The sequence below is a fragment of the uncultured Tenacibaculum sp. genome (genome assembly GCF_947495995.1).
Classification (GTDB): Bacteria; Bacteroidota; Bacteroidia; order Flavobacteriales; family Flavobacteriaceae; genus Polaribacter.
Genome location: NZ_CANMAX010000006.1, coordinates 77,092 through 95,760, shown reverse-complemented (window position 1 = coordinate 95,760; position 18,669 = coordinate 77,092). Strand labels below are relative to the sequence as shown.

16 protein-coding genes and 1 tRNA gene are annotated in these 18,669 nt (G+C 30.9%); 6 read left to right on the top strand and 11 right to left on the bottom strand.

From position 1 onward, the window contains the following. Positions 1-3: 3 nt before the first annotated feature. From udk to Q1A15_RS15545, 3 genes are all read right to left on the bottom strand, one after another. Positions 4-609, bottom strand: a complete 606-nt coding sequence (gene udk / locus Q1A15_RS15555) for a uridine kinase (RefSeq protein ID WP_299626224.1) — start codon at positions 607-609, stop codon at positions 4-6. Between the two features lie 88 nt (positions 610-697). Next, positions 698-771: transfer RNA gene (locus Q1A15_RS15550), tRNA-Thr, on the bottom strand. 66 nt (positions 772-837) lie between these two features. Continuing rightward, positions 838-1,686, bottom strand: a complete 849-nt coding sequence (locus Q1A15_RS15545) for a universal stress protein (protein ID WP_299625989.1) — start codon at positions 1,684-1,686, stop codon at positions 838-840. A 313-nt stretch (positions 1,687-1,999) separates the two neighbouring features. On the opposite strand from Q1A15_RS15545, the gene Q1A15_RS15540 reads away from it, so the two are divergent. The 4 genes from Q1A15_RS15540 (at position 2,000) to Q1A15_RS15525 (ending at position 5,151) form a co-directional block, all read left to right on the top strand. Beyond that, complete coding sequence (locus Q1A15_RS15540; RefSeq protein WP_299625986.1) at positions 2,000-2,548, top strand: RNA polymerase sigma factor; 549 nt, start codon at positions 2,000-2,002, stop codon at positions 2,546-2,548. 1 nt (position 2,549) lies between these two features. Then, positions 2,550-3,344: a HEAT repeat domain-containing protein gene (locus Q1A15_RS15535; RefSeq protein WP_299625983.1), complete on the top strand. Its 795-nt coding sequence runs from the start codon at positions 2,550-2,552 to the stop codon at positions 3,342-3,344. Between the two features lie 78 nt (positions 3,345-3,422). Beyond that, complete coding sequence (locus Q1A15_RS15530) at positions 3,423-4,334, top strand: DUF4097 family beta strand repeat-containing protein (protein ID WP_299625980.1); 912 nt, start codon at positions 3,423-3,425, stop codon at positions 4,332-4,334. Positions 4,335-4,341: 7 nt separating this feature from the next. Then, positions 4,342-5,151: a DUF4097 family beta strand repeat-containing protein gene (locus tag Q1A15_RS15525; protein WP_299625977.1), complete on the top strand. Its 810-nt coding sequence runs from the start codon at positions 4,342-4,344 to the stop codon at positions 5,149-5,151. A 72-nt stretch (positions 5,152-5,223) separates the two neighbouring features. Here Q1A15_RS15525 and Q1A15_RS15520 read toward each other — a convergent pair whose 3' ends face one another. Continuing rightward, entirely contained in the window at positions 5,224-5,949 is a 726-nt protein-coding gene (locus tag Q1A15_RS15520) for a head GIN domain-containing protein (protein ID WP_299625974.1), read from the bottom strand. A 123-nt stretch (positions 5,950-6,072) separates the two neighbouring features. Further along, positions 6,073-7,191 (bottom strand): helix-turn-helix domain-containing protein, encoded by a 1,119-nt coding sequence (locus Q1A15_RS15515; RefSeq protein ID WP_299625972.1) that lies wholly within the window; start codon positions 7,189-7,191, stop codon positions 6,073-6,075. A 241-nt stretch (positions 7,192-7,432) separates the two neighbouring features. On the opposite strand from Q1A15_RS15515, the gene Q1A15_RS15510 reads away from it, so the two are divergent. Beyond that, positions 7,433-9,088 carry an endonuclease/exonuclease/phosphatase family protein gene (locus Q1A15_RS15510; protein ID WP_299625969.1) on the top strand — a complete coding sequence of 552 codons (1,656 nt, stop codon included), beginning with the start codon at positions 7,433-7,435 and terminating at the stop codon, positions 9,086-9,088. Positions 9,089-9,147: 59 nt separating this feature from the next. On the opposite strand, the gene Q1A15_RS15505 is transcribed toward Q1A15_RS15510, so the two are convergent. The 6 genes from Q1A15_RS15505 to Q1A15_RS15480 form a co-directional block, all read right to left on the bottom strand. After that, entirely contained in the window at positions 9,148-9,990 is an 843-nt protein-coding gene (locus Q1A15_RS15505; protein WP_299625967.1) for a type II CAAX endopeptidase family protein, read from the bottom strand. A gap of 50 nt (positions 9,991-10,040) precedes the next feature. Next, complete coding sequence (locus Q1A15_RS15500) at positions 10,041-11,177, bottom strand: AraC family transcriptional regulator (protein ID WP_299625964.1); 1,137 nt, start codon at positions 11,175-11,177, stop codon at positions 10,041-10,043. 168 nt (positions 11,178-11,345) lie between these two features. Then, positions 11,346-13,157 (bottom strand): acyl-CoA dehydrogenase family protein, encoded by a 1,812-nt coding sequence (locus tag Q1A15_RS15495; RefSeq protein ID WP_299625961.1) that lies wholly within the window; start codon positions 13,155-13,157, stop codon positions 11,346-11,348. Positions 13,158-13,184: 27 nt separating this feature from the next. Continuing rightward, a complete protein-coding gene (locus Q1A15_RS15490; RefSeq protein WP_299625958.1) occupies positions 13,185-14,375 on the bottom strand; it encodes an acetyl-CoA C-acyltransferase in 1,191 nt (396 codons plus the stop codon). Between the two features lie 3 nt (positions 14,376-14,378). Continuing rightward, positions 14,379-16,787, bottom strand: a complete 2,409-nt coding sequence (locus Q1A15_RS15485; RefSeq protein WP_299625954.1) for a 3-hydroxyacyl-CoA dehydrogenase/enoyl-CoA hydratase family protein — start codon at positions 16,785-16,787, stop codon at positions 14,379-14,381. Between the two features lie 21 nt (positions 16,788-16,808). After that, a complete protein-coding gene (locus tag Q1A15_RS15480; protein WP_299625952.1) occupies positions 16,809-17,267 on the bottom strand; it encodes a MarR family transcriptional regulator in 459 nt (152 codons plus the stop codon). A 471-nt stretch (positions 17,268-17,738) separates the two neighbouring features. Here Q1A15_RS15480 and Q1A15_RS15475 point away from each other — a divergent pair, with 471 nt between their 5' ends. Further along, positions 17,739-18,668, top strand: coding sequence for an ABC transporter ATP-binding protein (locus tag Q1A15_RS15475; protein ID WP_299625949.1), 930 nt, complete (start codon positions 17,739-17,741; stop codon positions 18,666-18,668). The last annotated feature ends 1 nt before the right edge of the window (position 18,669 follow it).

The following is an 18,669-nucleotide window of genomic DNA, read 5'->3' as shown; positions in this document are numbered from 1 at the left end:
GTATTATAATCTTTCGCTAATTACCGTTCTTACAATGTCTATGGCTACAGTGTTATAGCGATCATTTGGGATAATGATATCTGCATAATTTTTTGTCGGCTCAATAAACTCTTGATGCATTGGTTTCAAAGTGTCTTGGTAACGTGTTAGTACTTCGTTAATATCTCTTCCACGTTCTGTAATATCTCTTTTAACTCTTCGGATTAAACGTTCATCAGCATCTGCATGTACAAATATTTTGATGTCGCACAAATCTCTAAGTTCTTTATTGTTAAAAATAAGAATTCCTTCTACAATAACTACTTTCCTTGGGTGAGTTTTTATTGTGTCTTTAGTTCTATTGTGTGTAACAAAAGAATAAACAGGTTGTTCTATGATCTTATTTTTTTTTAATTCTTTTAAATGTTCAACCAATAAATCAAAGTCAATAGCTCTTGGATGATCGAAATTGATTTTAGAACGCTGATCATAGGTTAAATTATCTGTAGCGTTGTAATAAGAATCTTGAGATATAACACAAACTTCATCTGGTGGAAGTTCGTTTATAATTTGATTTACTACAGTAGTTTTTCCACTTCCAGTTCCTCCAGCAATTCCTATGATAAAAATATTTTTCATTGTAGTTTAATATGTGAGCAAATTTAGAAAAAATAGGGCATAAAAAAAGACATCTTTTTCGAAGATGTCTTTTTGTTTGAGCCGATAGAGGGACTCGAACCCACGACCTGCTGATTACAAATCAGCTGCTCTAGCCAGCTGAGCTATATCGGCTGTTGCCTTTAAAAGCGTGGCAAATATATAACGTTTTTAGAAACTGACAAACTTTTTTTTATTTTTTTATTTCGAAGCTGTTTTTGACAGTATTTTGAACGACATAACTGGCACGTTAACATGGTTAACTACATCTTCCGTTACACTATGATCAAAGATTTGAGAGAAGCTACTTCTACCGTGAGTAGTCATAATAATGATGTCAGCGTTGTTGTTTTTTGCGTAATTCACTATACCTGATTCAATTGTGTAATCTGATACGTATGCAACATCGTCAATATGATGCGAATTTGTTTTAGCTTTTTCGAAGAATTCTTTTACTAAATTTCGCATTTCTGCAGAGCTTATAAATGAAGTTCCAGGTGTATTTACGTAGATTATTTTCATATTTAAGCCGATTACATCACAAAATCTTTTTATTCTTTTATATGGATTTATTGAATCGTCTGTAAAATCACAAGCAAAAATTGCATTCTTAAATCCGTTTTCTATAGATTTATCTTTTACAACTAAAACAGGTACATCTGAATATCGAATTATTTTTTGAGCATTAGAACCAATTAAAAATTCTTTTAATCCTGTAGCACCAGTTGATCCCATCACTACGAGGTCAATTTTTTCTTCAGTATATAGCTTATTAAGTTCACTATATACTTTATAATGCTTTAGTATAGGAGTTACTTTTACACCTTTTAAATAGTCTTTATCTAAAAAATCGTCGAATCTTTTTTCTGCTAATTTTAAATATAGAACGGTTTCTTTAGTTGTATTTGTGTTGGTCATCATCGCACTTGAAAGTTCTAGCATATGAACAGCCACAATTTCATAATTATAGTTTTTTGCATAATGCGCTGCTGTTTTTAACGCATTCTCTGATTGGTCGGAAAAATCGACAGGGACTAATATTCTTTTCATAAATAAAGCGTTTGAAAATTGCACCTATAATTTACGAAAAAAACTTGACTTATAGTTTGTTAAGTGTGATGAGCTGTTTGTTTTTAATAGTTGATCGGTAATTAGTTAGAGATAAAAAGTATTATTCTTTTTTTGTAACATTATGAAAAAATACAAGTTATTCAGACAGTAATACAAGTGTAATTATTACAGTTTATGTATTTAATACTAAACAAAAAGTTCATTAAGAAATTAAAAAATAAAATAAATTGTAACGTTTTAAAAAAACGGCAGTTTACCTAATCAAACAACTAACTTAAAAACTTTAACAAGTTTGGAATCATTATCAGACAGTGCATTAATGCTAAAAGTAAAATCAGGAGAGAGCCATACATTGGGACTTCTTTATGAGCGTTATAAAAAACGTTTGTTCGGATTTTTCTTTCAAATGAGTAAAGACGCAAGTTTATGTGAAGATTTAGTACAAAACGTTTTTATACGAGTAATTAAATACAAGCATACATATACAGAAGAAAGTAATTTTTTGTCGTGGATATTTAAGATTGCAAGAAACGTGTATTATGATCATTTTAAAGGAAAAGATAAAAACAAAACATACGATATAGAAGAACAGTATGATTATGGATCAGCTGAAAATATTGAAACCACAATAGAGCAATCGGAGAGAATAATACTTTTAAAAAATGCTATTAATCAACTTCCTGAAGCTAAAAGAGAGTTAATAGTGTTAAGTAAAATGAAAGAATTAAAGTATAAAGAATTAGGAGAGATTATAGGTTGTTCTGAAGGAAATGCAAGAATTAAAGTTCATAGAGCTTTACACGATTTAAAAAAGATTTATCTAACATTAGACAAGAGGTAATATGGAATATTTAGAGTTTAAAGAAGCAATTGTCGATTATTTATCAGGAAATCTTTCTGAAGAAAAAAAGAAAGCATTTGAAAAAATATTAGCAACTCATTCGGAGTATAAAAGAGAATTTGAAGAAATGAGTTTTTTCTGGAATGTAAATGAAGAAGAAGTTCCAGAACCTAGTGTGGAAATGGACATGAAGTTTTATGCGATGATGAATTCTGAAATAGAAAAAGAACAAAAAGATTCATCATTAGTACAATTCATAAAACGTATAGAAGTATTACCATTTAGAAAAGTATTTTATGCTCTTGGTATTTTAACCATTGGTTTCTTTTTAGGAAAAGGAATGAATAACGAAACAGAGGTGAAAATTTCAGACGAAATAGAAGTCGCTAAAAAAGAAACCGAAGAAGTACGATCACAATTAGTATTAACTTTATTAGATCAACCTTCTGCTAATCAAAGGTTACAAGCGGTAAACGAAGTGAGTAAACTGAGTAAAGTAACCGAAACAATCATCAAGGCATTATTTACAACATTAAATAACGATGAAAATGTAAATGTTCGTTTATCAGCAATAGAATCGTTAAAAAATTATACAGACATGCCTATTGTAAGAGAAGGATTAGTTGCTTCGATAGTGCATCAAAAATCACCATTAGTACAAATAGAATTAGCCGACGTAATGGTTTTATTACAAGAAAAAGAAGCTGTAAAGCCGTTTAAAGAGCTAATAGATCAAGAAGATATCAATTCTAGTGCAAAACAGAAAATAGAAGAAAGTATATCTAATATATATTAAACATAATTTGATGTAAATGGCAAGTCCTAGGTCGCTTTTTACAGAGATAAACATAGTCATTCATCAAAACCAAAAAACATGAAAACAATTAAAATAAGTTTATTACTACTACTTTTCAGTAACTTATTCATTAACGCACAATTTGACAAAGAAGAAAAGAAATACAATCAAGTTGAAACTATTAAAGAAGAGTACCAATTTTTAAAACAATCACCAGATAATATTGTTGTAATCGATAATGTTTACGGCTCAATTGATGTAGAAGGTTATAACGGTAAAACCATAAAAATTGAAGTTGTAAAAAAAGTAGCGGCAGATACAAAACAAGATGTTGCAGAAGGTATGCAAGAAATAGGAGTGAAGTCTGCTAGAAAAGGAGATGCAGTTTACATTTACATGGATTCACCATATTCTAAATTTGATTTAGAAACAGGGAATTTTGAACATCATGAGTTTAATTTCGGAAGCAGAAGAAATTACAAGCACCGTAAGAAAAGAACCTATAAATATCGATTAGATTTTAAAGTGAAAGTTCCTAAGAATGTAAGTATCGACATAAAAGCAATCAACAAAGGAAATATTACAGTAGACAATGTTCAAGGAAAATTATTAATTGTTCATAATGTGAACGGAGCAATTGATATGAAAAATGTTGCAGGTCAGACCGATGTAAATGCATTAAATAAAGATATCAATATTACTTATGCTAAAAATCCGACAAAAGAAAGCTGGTTTAATTCGCTAAATGGAGATATTAATGTTTTGTTTAAAGATGGATTAGATGCAGAGATTAATTACAAAACTATGAATGGAAGCTTTTACACAAATTTTGATGTGGAAAGAACAACGCCTAGAGTTACTAAAACAAAAAAGAATTCAAAAAAAGGAGTGAAGTATAAACTTTATAAAAACAGAAATTTTAAAATAGGAAGTGGTAAAGTACCTTTTCATTTCGATCAATTGAATGGAGATGCCATTGTAAAAAAATAAAAGCAATATGAAAGCAATAAAAATAATAATCAGTGTTTTTTTCTTCGTTGTATCTCAGCTTACAGCTCAAGAAACAGTAAAAGTGCCTTTAACAGATGCTTCTAAACCAGGGTTTTTAAAAGTGAAAATTCTTAACGGTTCAATTAAAGTAAAAGGAACAAATACTAAAGAAGTACTTATAACAGCTTCTTTACGAAAAGAAGGAAGTTATAGAAACAAAAGAAAGATAGTTAAAAAGAAGTTAGAAGGTTTGAAACAGATATCTAATACAGGATTAGACTTTAGTGTGAAAGAATATAATAATGCTATTGATGTAGATTCTGATAGAAATGGAACAACAGATTTTGAGATAGAAGTGCCAAAAAACTTTTCTTTAAAATTATCGACATATAACAGTGGGGAAATTTATGTAGAAAATATAAATGGTGTTATGGATGTGAGTAATGCTAATGGTAAAATTACATTAAGAGATATTAGTGGAGCGGTAAGTGCCGATGCTTTAAATCAGGATATTACGGTTAACTTTATAAAAGTGAAACCAAACACACCAATGGCTTTTAGTAGCTTGAATGGAGATATAGATATTACTTTTCCTAAAAGTTTTAAAGCTGATGTGAGAATAAAGTCAGAAAGAGGAGATATTTTTACGGACTTTGATTTAAAGTCAAAACCAGTTAAAACGAAAGTGAATAGAGAAAATTCGGGTAAAGGATATAAAGTAAAAATAGAAAAATGGATTGAAGGAGCTATTAATGGTGGAGGACCAGAGATTCTATTTAAAAATTATAATGGAGATGTAATCATCAGGTCTAAGTAAGAAACAGTTTAATAAATTTGAAAAGATCACTTTTAAAAGTGATCTTTTTCTTTTAAGACGTAAACCTTATTTTTAATTAGCGTCGATTAATCTTCCAGAACCAGGACTACTAAACTGAATTTTCGGATTGCCCTTATAATAAACATCACTACTCCCAGGAATAGAAGCACTTAAGTTATCAGTTACATTTACTTCACAATCACCACTTCCAGCGTTTACAATACGGTAACTTTTAGAAGTTATATTATAACCTCTAAACTTTCCACTTCCTATAATTCTTAAATCAATGTTTCTTATTGAAACTTCTTCATTGAAAATAATATCACCAGATCCTATGATTGTGGCGCTACATTTACGAATTGGATTTATCCTGTTGATATTAATATTACCGCTTCCTACAGAGTGAAAGCTTAAATCATCCAAATTTGTAAAATCGTTTATTTCGATTTCGTCAGAACCATAAGCGTCGATTTTTTGAATCTTCGGCATAGTGATTTCAATATTAAGATTGTAATTTCTGTAGTTTCCTTTTTCTAATTTAATTATACAATTATTGTTTTTGGTTTTAATCTTTAAATGTTGCTCTATAATGTTACTGTCTCCAGTTACAATTAATTCATACTTGTCACCCTGGCTAATATGTATTGTAGCATTATTTGAAGTTATAATTCCAGTAAAAGGTTTCGGATTTACAGTTTTTGTTGTTTGAATTCCGTTTCCAACAATAACTTCTTGACTATTACAAAAAGTAAAACAAGAAGTAAAGAAAACTAGTGTTAGCATTTTAAATAATTTCATTTTAAATATATTTTTTGTGTTTGTACAAAGGACTAAAATGAAATATGCTACGTTACTTGTTTTCAGTAGTATTAACTCTCAAATATAAGTTTTGAGAGTTATATAAATAAAATGAGAAATAGTTTAAGCGAGTTCTGTTAGCTTTAAATTATTGGCTATAAATTTTTTAGGTGTAATTTGTGTTTCAGATTTAAAAATTCGATAAAAACTAGCCTCTGAGTTAAAACCACATTCTTTTGCAATTCCTAAGAGTGATAAATTATCAAGTTCTCCATTCAATAAGCGCTTTTTAACTTCTTCGACTCGAGCTTGATTAATTAATGATCTAAAGTTTTTTTGAAAATGAGCATTAATAGTACTAGATAATACAGTGTCATTAACATCTAATTTCTTAGCTAACAACTTTAAGGTTAGTTTAGGGTCTAAAAAAACTTTGTCAGTAATAATAGCGCTGTTTAATTTTTCAACAATAGAAATATCAATGTCACTCTCTCGTTTGTTATTTTTTTGAGGTAAAATAATTTCAGCATTTTTAAAACCAACTATAGCCACGTAATAAACCATAGTTGCGATTAATGAATGATGTAAAGCCCATCTCCAATTATAAGTGTGATCTAAAACTGAATTTAAAGAAGTATTTATAATATGAAGTGCAGAAAGCGAGCATAATAAAACGAATAAAATATTTAAAAATTTAATTTCTGAATTTTGTTTTGTACTCGTTTTAGAAAGACCATTGATAAAACTTTTAAGTTCTAATCCTCCAAAATATAAATAACAACAGCTCATAATCATTAGAATATATTCATCTAAATTTTTCGCTTGATCAAAAAATAAGGCTTCTGTTATTATTCTTTTTTCTGAATATATTCTGGTTTGCATTGCAGCGATATACATTATTATAGCATACGTTTGCGAAATAATAAACGGAGCGAAATGTAGCCAATCTTTCTTCCTAAACTTAAACTCGGTATTCTTAATAGATTTAAAATAGAAGTAGAATAGAGGAGGAATTGCTATTTCTACACTGTTAGGGAAATAACCAAAACCATGAACTTCCCATAGATTTAGTGATAATAGTAGCATTTTTGTGTTCAACCAAACAAAAGCTAAAATTCCCAATGCTAGAAATTTATTCGACTTTTTAATAGATGATTTTTTTAGTAGAATAATACTACAAATTATTCCTGTGGTAATTCCAATTAATACAGATAAATCAAAAAAAGATAATTGTATTTGCATATATAAATCTTAATATTAAAGATACTATTGTGTTAAATTTTCTTCCTCTAAAATAAGCAAGTTAATTAGAGTGTATTACTTATAAACAATAAAAATTATGGTTTGTTACAGTATAAAATCTAATAAAAACAACTTAACAAAAAGTTAATTCAAGCTTAGTATTCTCAAAATTTTAGTGAATTAATTTCGGACATCTTTTAATTAAAACAATTATAACCTTCTAAATTTAAATTCATTAAAAATGAAACAAACCTCCTTTTTATGTATCGTGATGTTCCTATGCTTCTTGAGTGTAGTTAATTCACAAAACAGTTTAAAAGTAATGACTTTTAATAAGTTGTATTCAACTAGTAGTAATTCTGCATTAAATGTAGTAAGAGCTTCTGGAGCAGATGTTATTGGTCTTCAAGAATCTTATGGAGCAGCTCGTAGTATTGCAAATTCACTAGGGTTTTATTACCATTCTGTTAGTAGTAGTGTCGCTGTTATTTCTCGTTATCCTATTACTTCAACAAATTCTTCTGGAGTTGAAATTACATTACCAGACGGATTAAAAATTTATGTGTTTAATGCACATCTAACGTCATATCCTTATGAACCTTATGAAATTCGTGATAGAAATATAAGATCAGAATCTGCTGCGATTAATTCAGCAAACAGAACTAGAGGTAATGAAATGACTAGTATTATAAACACAATACAAAGCTGGGTTCCAGCTGGAGCTCCTGTGTTTTTTACTGGAGATTTTAATGAACCGAGTCATCTAGATTGGACTACAAGAGCGGCTAATGCAAACGTTCATGCGTTAAAAGTAGCTTGGCCAGCTAGTAGAAAAGCAACTAATGTTGGATTGAAAGATTCTTGGCGAGAAGTGTATCCGAATGAAATATTAAATCCTGGAGATACTTGGACTCCAAGAAGATCTTCAAATGAAGTGTATGATAGAATTGATATTATCTATCATAGAGGAACAAATGTTGTTGCTAAAAATGCTGTTCGATACGGACCAACAAATGATGAAGCAGAGGTTAAATTAAGTAATTACACAAGTGATCATCGTGCTATGATGGTAACTTATGATATTCCTGAGGAAAATGGGGTAGGAGATAATGGTGGTGATTCAAGTTATGGAGATAATTTATTAAATCAGTACAGTGCAGAAGAAAGTAATTTAAGTAGTTGGACTCAAGTTTCTGGAAGTAGCATTAGAGTTCGTGGCGGACGTAACGGTTATCCAACTGCTAAACAAGGAAATTATATTTTTTGGTTTGGAAATTCTAGTTCAGGAGAAGTTTATCAAGATGTAAATGTACAATCGTATGCAAACGCTATTGATAACGGATTACAGTCTTTTTATTTTGAAGGATTTATTAGATCTTATCGTGGTAATGACAGAGCAAGAATTAAATTAGAATATAGAAGTTCTAATGATAATGTATTATCAAGTTTTGATAGTGGTTGGAAAAATAGAAGTTCTAGTTGGGAAGAGGTAACAAATGAAAGAATTGCTCCAGCAGGAACACGAAAAATTAGAGTTGTTTTATTAAGTGAAAGAAATAGAGGAACATCGAATGATGGTTATTTAGATGCTATCAGCTTAAGAACAAAAGAAAATAATATCTCTAGAAGAGCTAATGTTATGGAAAAAGAAGAAATTACAGAATTAGAAAATGTATTTAAAGTTTGGCCAAATCCAGCAGTGAATACTATAAATATTAATAACATAATCGCAGGAGAAGTTGCTATTATTGATGTTTTAGGAATAGTAAAGAAAAAAGTAATTGTAGAAAATTCTAATGCAGAGGTATCTGTCTCAGATTTATCAAAAGGATTGTACGTTGTTCAGTTTACAAGTAAAAACGGAACAGTAAAAACGAAGTCTTTAGTGATTAAGTAAATAAGATAAGATGTTAATTAAAAAGCTCAATGAGATCTTCATTGAGCTTTTTTGTAACGCTATTTTTCTAATTGCTCTTGTTTCTTAATTTTTCTCCAGTATAAGAAACCGAAGATTAAAATTAAATCGATACAAATAAAGTTACTAATCAACATGAAATTGAAATTGTCAATTACTTTGGTAGTAGATAATACCGTTACTTTAAAATGATTGTTGGCAGCATGAAAAAAAGCAGCAATAAATATTGAATGTTTGTTAAATCCGATGTATGCAATAATTATTGATGAAGCGATACATATAAGCGGATAAGTAACAAAAGCTTCTATGTAAGGATAATCTTGAAAATTGTAACCAAGTAATGCAGCAGGTAAATGCCAAATACCCCATACAAATCCAAGTATAAAAACACCTTTAAACTTCCCATAAGAATTAAAAAGTTTGTCTTGCAAATAACCTCTCCATCCAATTTCTTCACCCATTACTAATATAGTCATAGCTAAATAACCAAAAATTAGTAACGCTATATTTTTAGGAAAAGTTCCTAAAATAGACCAATCAGGACTAGTTCGAAATCCTAATGAAATTTGAATAAAGAAATCAATACTTACATAAAGTAAAGGAATGAAGATTGCTAAGAATATTCCTTTGGCAGATGGCTTGAAAAAGTTAAGCGATTTCCAATTTCCGCCTTCTCGTTTATTAATTATTATGGCTAACAAAGCAGGCATAATTGCAATTGATAATTCTGCTATAGCTCTAACGATAATGCCAGATGAACTATCTAATAAATTATACGTAGTAAAACCTACCGTCCATGAAATAATAAGAACTAAAAAAATGTAATTTAAAGACTTTTTGAGATCTGATTTCTGTTTTGTTTTTGATTGAATTGTAGTGTTCATAAAGTTGATACTCTTTTAAAATTTTGAGCAAATCAACTGATAAACAAGAATCAAATCGACTCATTGGAAGCAGTGATACCTTTTTCGATACTTTTTTTATACTGAAGAGGAGTTATTCCTTCTGAATTTTTAAATACTCTATTAAAAGTTGCTTTAGAATTAAAACCAGAATCGTATGCAATGGCAAGCAAGGTTAATTGATTAGAATCACCTTTACGAATTCTTTCTTTGAAATGTTCAATTCGATATGAATTTATATAATCGTAAAAACTAGTTTTTAGATGCTGATTAATAAAATTAGAAAGTTTTTTATCTGAAATTTCAAGAGTAGATGCTGTTTCACGCAGTGTTAAATTCTGTTGTTTAAATATATGATTCTCTTCAAATAATTGCTTTATTTTTTTCTTTAAATCTATAAACTCATCAGATTGAATTAGAGTAGGAGAAGAGTTGTTTACTTTAGTTTCTGTTTTCTCTATTTCTTGAGTTGTTATAAAAACTTGAGATTGATTTAATCCATAATATCCCATATACCAAATTAATCCTGTCAAGTACAAAAGATTAATAAAAAGTACCAGTTGAAGAGAAGGATAAGCGAATAATATTCCACCGCAAATCAAATCAATTATTAATAAAACGACCAATCCATTCACCCATATAGAAAACCATTTTAAATCGATGTTTTTTGTAAAAGAGTAATCTTTTTTAAGTGTAGTTCTGTATTTTTTTAAAGTTTTATAGCAATTGTACAAACAGTAAATAAAGTATATAGAACCTAAAAAAGGAATTATATAGATTAAAGTAGCATAATTAAATCCTTGTTCATTTGTTGGATCTTTAAGAATATAACTAGGTAATGTAAACGTTAGCAATCCAATAAAGAAAGGAATTAAATCTTTAATCACTTTTTGGATAGTGATTTTACTATAAATGGCTTGTACATAATTTAAGAGTAATGGACCTAAAGCCATATATATAATAGCCCCTAGAGGAAGTATTATAGCACTAATGTGATCACTTTTAATATATGAAGAAGCATAAGTTAAAAACAAAATAAGTAAGCATACTAATATGAATACTAATATCTGATTTGAAAATTGCTTTTTAAACCTATTTATAACAAGAAGAATCAATAAAAGATTTAGTGTAATTCCAGAATAAATTATAAATAGGAAGAAGTCTTGCAATTTGTTTGTTTTTAAATGAAATTAAAGCAAATATAGTTTTTCAAAGAAGTTGTTAAAATATAAAAACAAAAAAAGATCACTAAGTAAAATTAGTGATCTTTAAACAAACAACTAAATTCTAAAACCTATAAAAGTTGAAGAAATTGTTAAGCCCGAAGGCTAATATTGTTAGAAGCAGTATTTGTTTTCTGCTTTTAATTTTTCTGCAATAGTATTGCGTAACTCAACTACGTTAGGGTAGTTTGTATATTTAGTGAAACGCTTAAGTCCCATTAACATCATACGTTGCTCATCACCTTCAGCGAAAGAAACGATTCCTTCTCTAGCACTTTGAGTAATAATTTCTACAGCGTTATATAAATATAATTTAGCCATAGCGATTTGCTCTTTTTGTGCATCTTCACCAAAACGCTTAACGTTTTTCTCAGTTCTTAAGATACCAGATTCTGCCATGTAGATTTCGATTAAGATGTTAGAAGCAGCAGTTAATAACTGTTGGTGCTTTTCTAAATCTGGACCGAACTTTTGTAATGCAGCACCAGCTACCATTAAGAATACTTTCTTTAATCTTCCGATTAAATCTTTTTCTTCAGAGAATAACTCAGAAAAATCTGGAACATCGAAAGAAGGAATACCCATTAATTCATTACCAACAGCAGTTGCTGGTCCTAATAAATCTACGTGACCTTTCATTGCCTTCTTAACTAACATTCCAACAGAAAGTAATCTGTTAATTTCGTTAGTACCTTCATAGATACGAGCAATACGAGCATCTCTCCATGCAGATTCCATTGGAGTTTCTTCAGAGAATCCCATACCCCCAAAGATTTGAATTCCTTCGTCAGCACAGTTTTGGATATCTTCAGAAACTGCAACTTTTAAGATAGAACATTCGATAGCATATTCTTCAACACCTTTTAATTCAGCTTCTTGATGCGTGTTTCCTTCAGATTCACGGATAGTGATTCTATCTTCAATGTTTTTAGCAGCTCTATAAGAAGCAGACTCACCAACGTAAGCGCTAGTTGCCATTTCAGCTAACTTAGATTTGATAGCGCCAAACTCACCAATTGGAGTTTTAAATTGCTTACGCTCGTTAGCATATTTTACAGCTTCAGTAATAACTCTTCTTTGAGAATCTAAACAAGCAGCAGCTAATTTAATACGACCAACGTTTAATGCGTTCATCGCGATCTTAAATCCACCACCACGCTCAGATAACATATTTTCAACTGGAACTAATGTGTCGTTAAAGAATACCTGACGTGTAGAAGAAGCTCTAATACCTAATTTGTGCTCTTCTTCACCTAAAGTTACTCCGTTAGGATTGTCTTTATCATATTCTAAGATAAATCCAGTAATATTTTTATCATCTTCGATACGAGCAAAAACGATGAAAACCTCAGCAAAACCTGCGTTAGAAATCCACATTTTTTGTCCGTTAATCTTATAATGTTTTCCGTCTTCAGTTAACTCAGCAGTAGTCTTACCAGAGTTAGCATCAGAACCTGCACCTGGCTCAGTTAAACAGTAAGCACCAAAACGCTCACCCATAGCTAAAGCAGGAACAAATTTTTGCTTTTGCTCTTCTGTTCCGTATAAAGTAATTGGCATAGTACCAATACCAGTGTGAGCACCAAAAGCAGTACTAAAAGATCCAGTTCCACTAGAAATGTAATCACATGTTAACATAGTAGAAACAAATCCCATTCCTAATCCTCCATAAGCTTCAGGAACAGCAACACCTAAGAAACCTAATTCACCTGCTTTACGCATAGTTTCTTCAGTTAATGCATAATCTTTAGCCTCGAAACGAGTCTTATGAGGAATAATTTCACGGTCGTTAAATTCGATAACCGCATCTCTCATCATTGTTTGCTCCTCAGTAAAATCTTCAGGAGTAAATATATCTTCACATTGAGTTTCTTTTACTAAGAACTGTCCTCCTCGTAAAATGTCTTTATTTAATGTTTCAGCCATCTTTTTGTATTATAATTTTTTGTTACGTTAGTTTAAGAATTCAAAAATACCAGCAGCACCCTGTCCAGTACCTACACACATAGTTACCATTCCGTACTTATTCTTCATTTCACGCTTACGCATTTCGTCGAATAATTGAACAGATAACTTCGCTCCTGTACACCCTAATGGATGACCTAAAGCAATAGCTCCACCATTTACGTTGATTATATCTGGATTTAAGCCTAATTCTCTAATTACAGCTAATGATTGAGAAGCAAAAGCTTCGTTTAACTCAATTAAGTCAATATCGTTTTGTTGTAATCCAGCTTGCTTTAATGCTTTTGGAATAGCAGCAACAGGTCCGATTCCCATAATTCTTGGAGGAACACCAGCAGCAGCATAACTTACCATACGAGCAATTGGTTCAAGGTTTAATTCTTTCACCATATCTTCACTCATTACCATTACGAAAGCAGCTCCATCACTTGTTTGAGAAGAGTTACCAGCAGTAACAGATCCGTTAGCAGCAAATACTGGACGTAATCTTTGTAAACCTTCGATAGTAGATCCTTTACGAGGACCTTCATCTTTAGTTACAGTAAATTTACGTGTCGCTTTTTTTCCTTTACCATCGATATATGTTTCTTCTACTTCGATAGGAACGATTTGATCTTGAAAACGATCTTCAGATTGTGCTTTTAATGCTTTTAAGTGAGAATTTAAAGCAAACTCATCTTGATCTTCACGAGAAATTTTATACTCTTGAGCAACAGCTTCAGCAGTATTTCCCATTCCCCAGTAATAATCTTCGTGACCAGCGTTTACGATATTATAATTTAATTCAGGTTTGAAACCAGTCATTGGTACAGAAGTCATACTTTCAGCACCACCAGCAATAATACACTCAGCCATTCCTGATTGAATTTTTGCTACAGCCATACCAATAGTTTCTAATCCTGAAGAACAAAAACGGTTTACAGTAACACCAGGTACATCAACAGAATTTAATCCTATTAATGAAATGATACGAGCCATGTTTAATCCTTGAGATCCTTCTGGCATAGCATTTCCCACAATTACATCATCAATACGCTTAACGTCAAACTCAGGAAGGTTTTTCATTAGGTGTTGAATTGTCTCAGCAGCTAATTCATCTGCTCTTTTAAATCTAAAACCACCTCTTTTTGACTTTCCTACGGCAGTTCTATATCCTTTTACTATATATGCTGTTTTCATTGTTTAGTTTCTTAATGGTTTACCAGTTTTTAACATGTGCTGAATACGCTCTAATGTTTTACGTTCTGTAGTTAGACTTAAGAACGCTTCACGCTCGACGTCTAATAAATACTGTTCAGAAACTTTTGTTGGTTCTGATAAATCTCCACCAGCCATTACATAAGCTAGTTTGTTTGCAATCTTTTGATCGTGTTCTGAAATGAATCTACTTGCTTGCATAGAATCAGTAGCTACCATAAATGCACCTAATGCTTGTTTACCAAGAACTAGTACATCGTTACGGTTTACTGGTTGAGTATATCCTGCGTCAGCTAATAATAATGCATGCTTCTTAGCTTCAGCGATTTGACGATCTCTGTTTACAACCACAACATCTTTTCCTTGTTGTAATAAACCTAAATCAAATGCTTCGTAAGCAGAAGTAGATACTTTAGCCATACCGATAGTTAAGAAATACTCTTGAAGAACATTTAATTGAACATCTCCTTTACGGAAAGTATCAGAAGCTCTTAAAGTCATTTCTTTAGAACCACCTCCACCAGGGATAACTCCAACACCGAATTCTACTAATCCCATGTATGTTTCAGCAGCAGCAACAACTTTGTCAGCATGTAATGATAATTCACATCCTCCACCTAAAGCCATTCCGTGAGGAGCAGCGATAACAGGAATAGATGAATAACGCATACGCATCATCGTATCTTGGAAATACTTAATAGCCATGTTTAATTCATCGTACTCTTGCTCAACAGCCATCATAAAGATCATTCCGATGTTTGCTCCTACAGAGAAGTTTGCTCCTTGGTTACCAACAACCAATCCTTCGAAGTCTTTTTCAGCTAAGTCAACAGCTTTGTTTAATCCAGCTAAAACATCTCCACCAATTGTGTTCATTTTAGATTGGAATTCACAGTTTAAGATACCGTCTCCTAAATCTTCAATTACAACACCAGAGTTTTTGAATACTTCTTTAGATTTTCTAATGTTATCTAAGATGATAAATGCATCTTGACCAGGCTTTTTAACCTGAGCTTTTTCATTTACATCATAATAATATGTAGCTCCATCTTTTACAGTATAGAAAGCAGTTTCTCCTTTTGCTACCATTTCAGTAACCCAAGCAGCAGGCTCTTTTCCTTCAGCTTTCATTAATTCGATACCTTTCTCAACTCCAACAGCATCCCAAATTTCGAATGGTCCATTTTCCCAACCGAAACCAGCTTTCATGGCATCATCAATTCTATATAATTCGTCAGAAATTTCTGGAATTCTATTTTGAACATAAGCAAACATTGCAGCAAAGTTCTTACGGTAGAATTCTCCAGCTTTATCTTTACCACCAACTAATACTTTAAAACGATCAATTGGCTTATCTATAGTTTTAGTTAATTCAAGAGTAGCAAACTTAGCACGCTTTTTAGAACGATATTCCATCGTATCTAAATCTAACGTTAAGATTTCTTTCTTTCCTTCAGCATTTACAGACTTCTTGTAGAAACCTTGTTTTGTTTTACTACCTAACCATTTATTTTCCATCATTGTGTTGATGAAATCTGGTAATTTAAATAAGTCGTGAGCTTCGTCGTCTGGACAATTATCATAAATTCCATTAGCAACGTGTACTAATGTATCTAAACCTACAACATCTACAGTACGGAAAGTAGCTGATTTTGGACGACCGATTACTGGTCCTGTTAATTTATCAACTTCTTCTACTGTTAAACCTAATTCTTTTACTTGGTGGAATAACGATTGGATTCCGAAAATTCCAATACGGTTTCCAATAAAAGCAGGAGTATCTTTAGCTAATACAGAAGTTTTTCCTAAGAACTTATCTCCATATTCCATTAAGAAGTCAGTAACTTCTTGCTTACAATCTGGTCCAGGAACAACTTCGAATAATTTTAAGTAACGAGGTGGGTTAAAGAAGTGAGTTACCGCAAAGTGTTTTCTGAAATCTTCGCTTCTTCCTTCATTCATGAATTTGATAGGAATACCAGAAGTATTTGAAGAAATAATAGTACCAGGAGTACGATATTTTTCTACTTTTTCGAATACACTTTGTTTAATGTCTAAACGTTCAACAACAACTTCCATTACCCAATCAACATCTTTGATTAAATGTAAATCGTCATCAATATTACCTGTAGTAATTCTATCAGCAAACTTTTTGTTGTAGATAGGGGACGGTTTAGATTTTAGTGAAGCCGTTAAAGCATCGTTTACTAAACGATTACGAACAACTTTATCTTCTAGAGTTAATCCTTTTGCTTTCTCTTTGTCTGTTAATTCTCTTGGTACAATGTCCAAAAGTAATACATCAACACCGATGTTAGCAAAGTGACAAGCGATACCAGATCCCATGATACCTGATCCAATAATCGCTACCTTTTTAATTCTTCTTTTGCTCATTACTTATATAGGTTTGAATTTTTATACAGCCTGAGAAGATATATCACCGTATATCTTTTTTTCAGCTATAAGCTTGTTTATAATTTCTGTTACTTTAAAAAAACTTTGAATTTCTTTATCTGTTAAGCGCTCTCTTACTTTGTTGTTGAACTGATAAACATGACCTTTAGATATTTCACGTTTTTCTTTACCGAACTCAGTTAACTTTATAATTACGCTTCTACCATCTTCTGGGTTTTTTGTTCTTGTAATTAAACCTTTGTCTTCCATTGATTTTAAAATTCTAGAAAGACTAGTAGGTTCCATTCCCATCATTGGTCCAAGAGAAGTAGAAGGAGTTCCTTCTTCGTAATCAATATTTAATAATACAAAAGCCATGGCCATCGTACTATCATGTTTAGAGGCTTGTTCATTATACATCTTAGCTACAGCTTGCCATGTAGCACGTAATTGATGATCTATTGATTTACTTTTATCCATATAACAGTTTCAAAGATATAAAAATTTATTATGCATGCATAGTAAATTGAGAAAAAATTATGCATGCATAATAAATTTTAACGATTAATTAATATCAGAAATTGAGATTATGGGATTATAACTTCAATATTTTTAAGAGATTATCAGTTTTTTGGGAAAGTGACGGAATTGACCAGTAACGGGTTCTACAAGTAAGTTTGCTTAAATCGAATTCAATTTTAATGTTTGTGTTGATGAAGTTTTCACAGAGAAATTATAATTTTCAATAGAGATGAAAATAAAATATTTCAAGTTTTATCTTCTTTTTACAGCAGTTGATATTTATTACTGAATAATTATATTAACTTTAAAATAAGTAATGAAAAAATAAAATAATGTAACATATTGTTTTATTCTCATACTAATACTCTTAAAAGTGTGTAAGTTTGTGATGTATACTAGATCAAGCTATAATCAAATAACCAAAAATCAATGAGTAATTTATTAGAAATAAATAATGTGGTAAAGCGCTATGGAGATTATACTGCATTAAATAATGTTTCAATGCATATTCCCAAAGGAAGTGTATTCGGACTTTTAGGTCCTAATGGTGCAGGAAAAACTTCACTTATTAGAATTATTAATCAGATTACAATGCCAGATAGTGGTGAAGTAATTTTAGATGGTGAAAAACTTGCTCCGCATCATATCGAACAAATTGGTTATCTGCCAGAAGAAAGAGGATTATATAAATCGATGAAAGTGGGAGATCAAGCTTTGTATTTAGCTCAATTAAAAGGAATGAGTAAAACTGAAGCAAAAAAGAGATTAAAATATTGGTTCGAAAAGTTTGATATCACTGCTTGGTGGAATAAGAAAATAGAAGAGTTATCGAAAGGTATGGCTCAAAAAGTACAGTTTATCGTTACTGTTTTGCATCAACCAAAGCTTTTAATTTTTGATGAACCTTTTTCAGGATTTGATCCAATTAACGCACAATTAATTGCTAAAGAGATTTTACAATTAAGAGACGAAGGCGCAACAATTATATTTTCTACACACAGAATGGAAAGTGTAGAAGAAATGTGTGATTACATTGCTTTAATTAATAAATCAAATAAAATTCTTGATGGAAAATTAAGCGATATTAAACGTGAATACAGAACTAATGTTTTTGAAGTTGGATTGAAAACAGACAATCCGAATGAAATTCAACAACAATTAAGTCAGAATTTTGAAGTTTCACCAGCAGATTTTAAATCATTAAATGATGGGGTGAAATTAAACGTGAAACTTAAAAACGATAATACTGCTAACGATTTATTGTCATTTTTAACTTCTAAAGGAGAAGTAAATCATTTTGTTGAATTGGTACCAAGTGCTAACGATATTTTTATTCAAACAATAAACAAAACGAACTAAG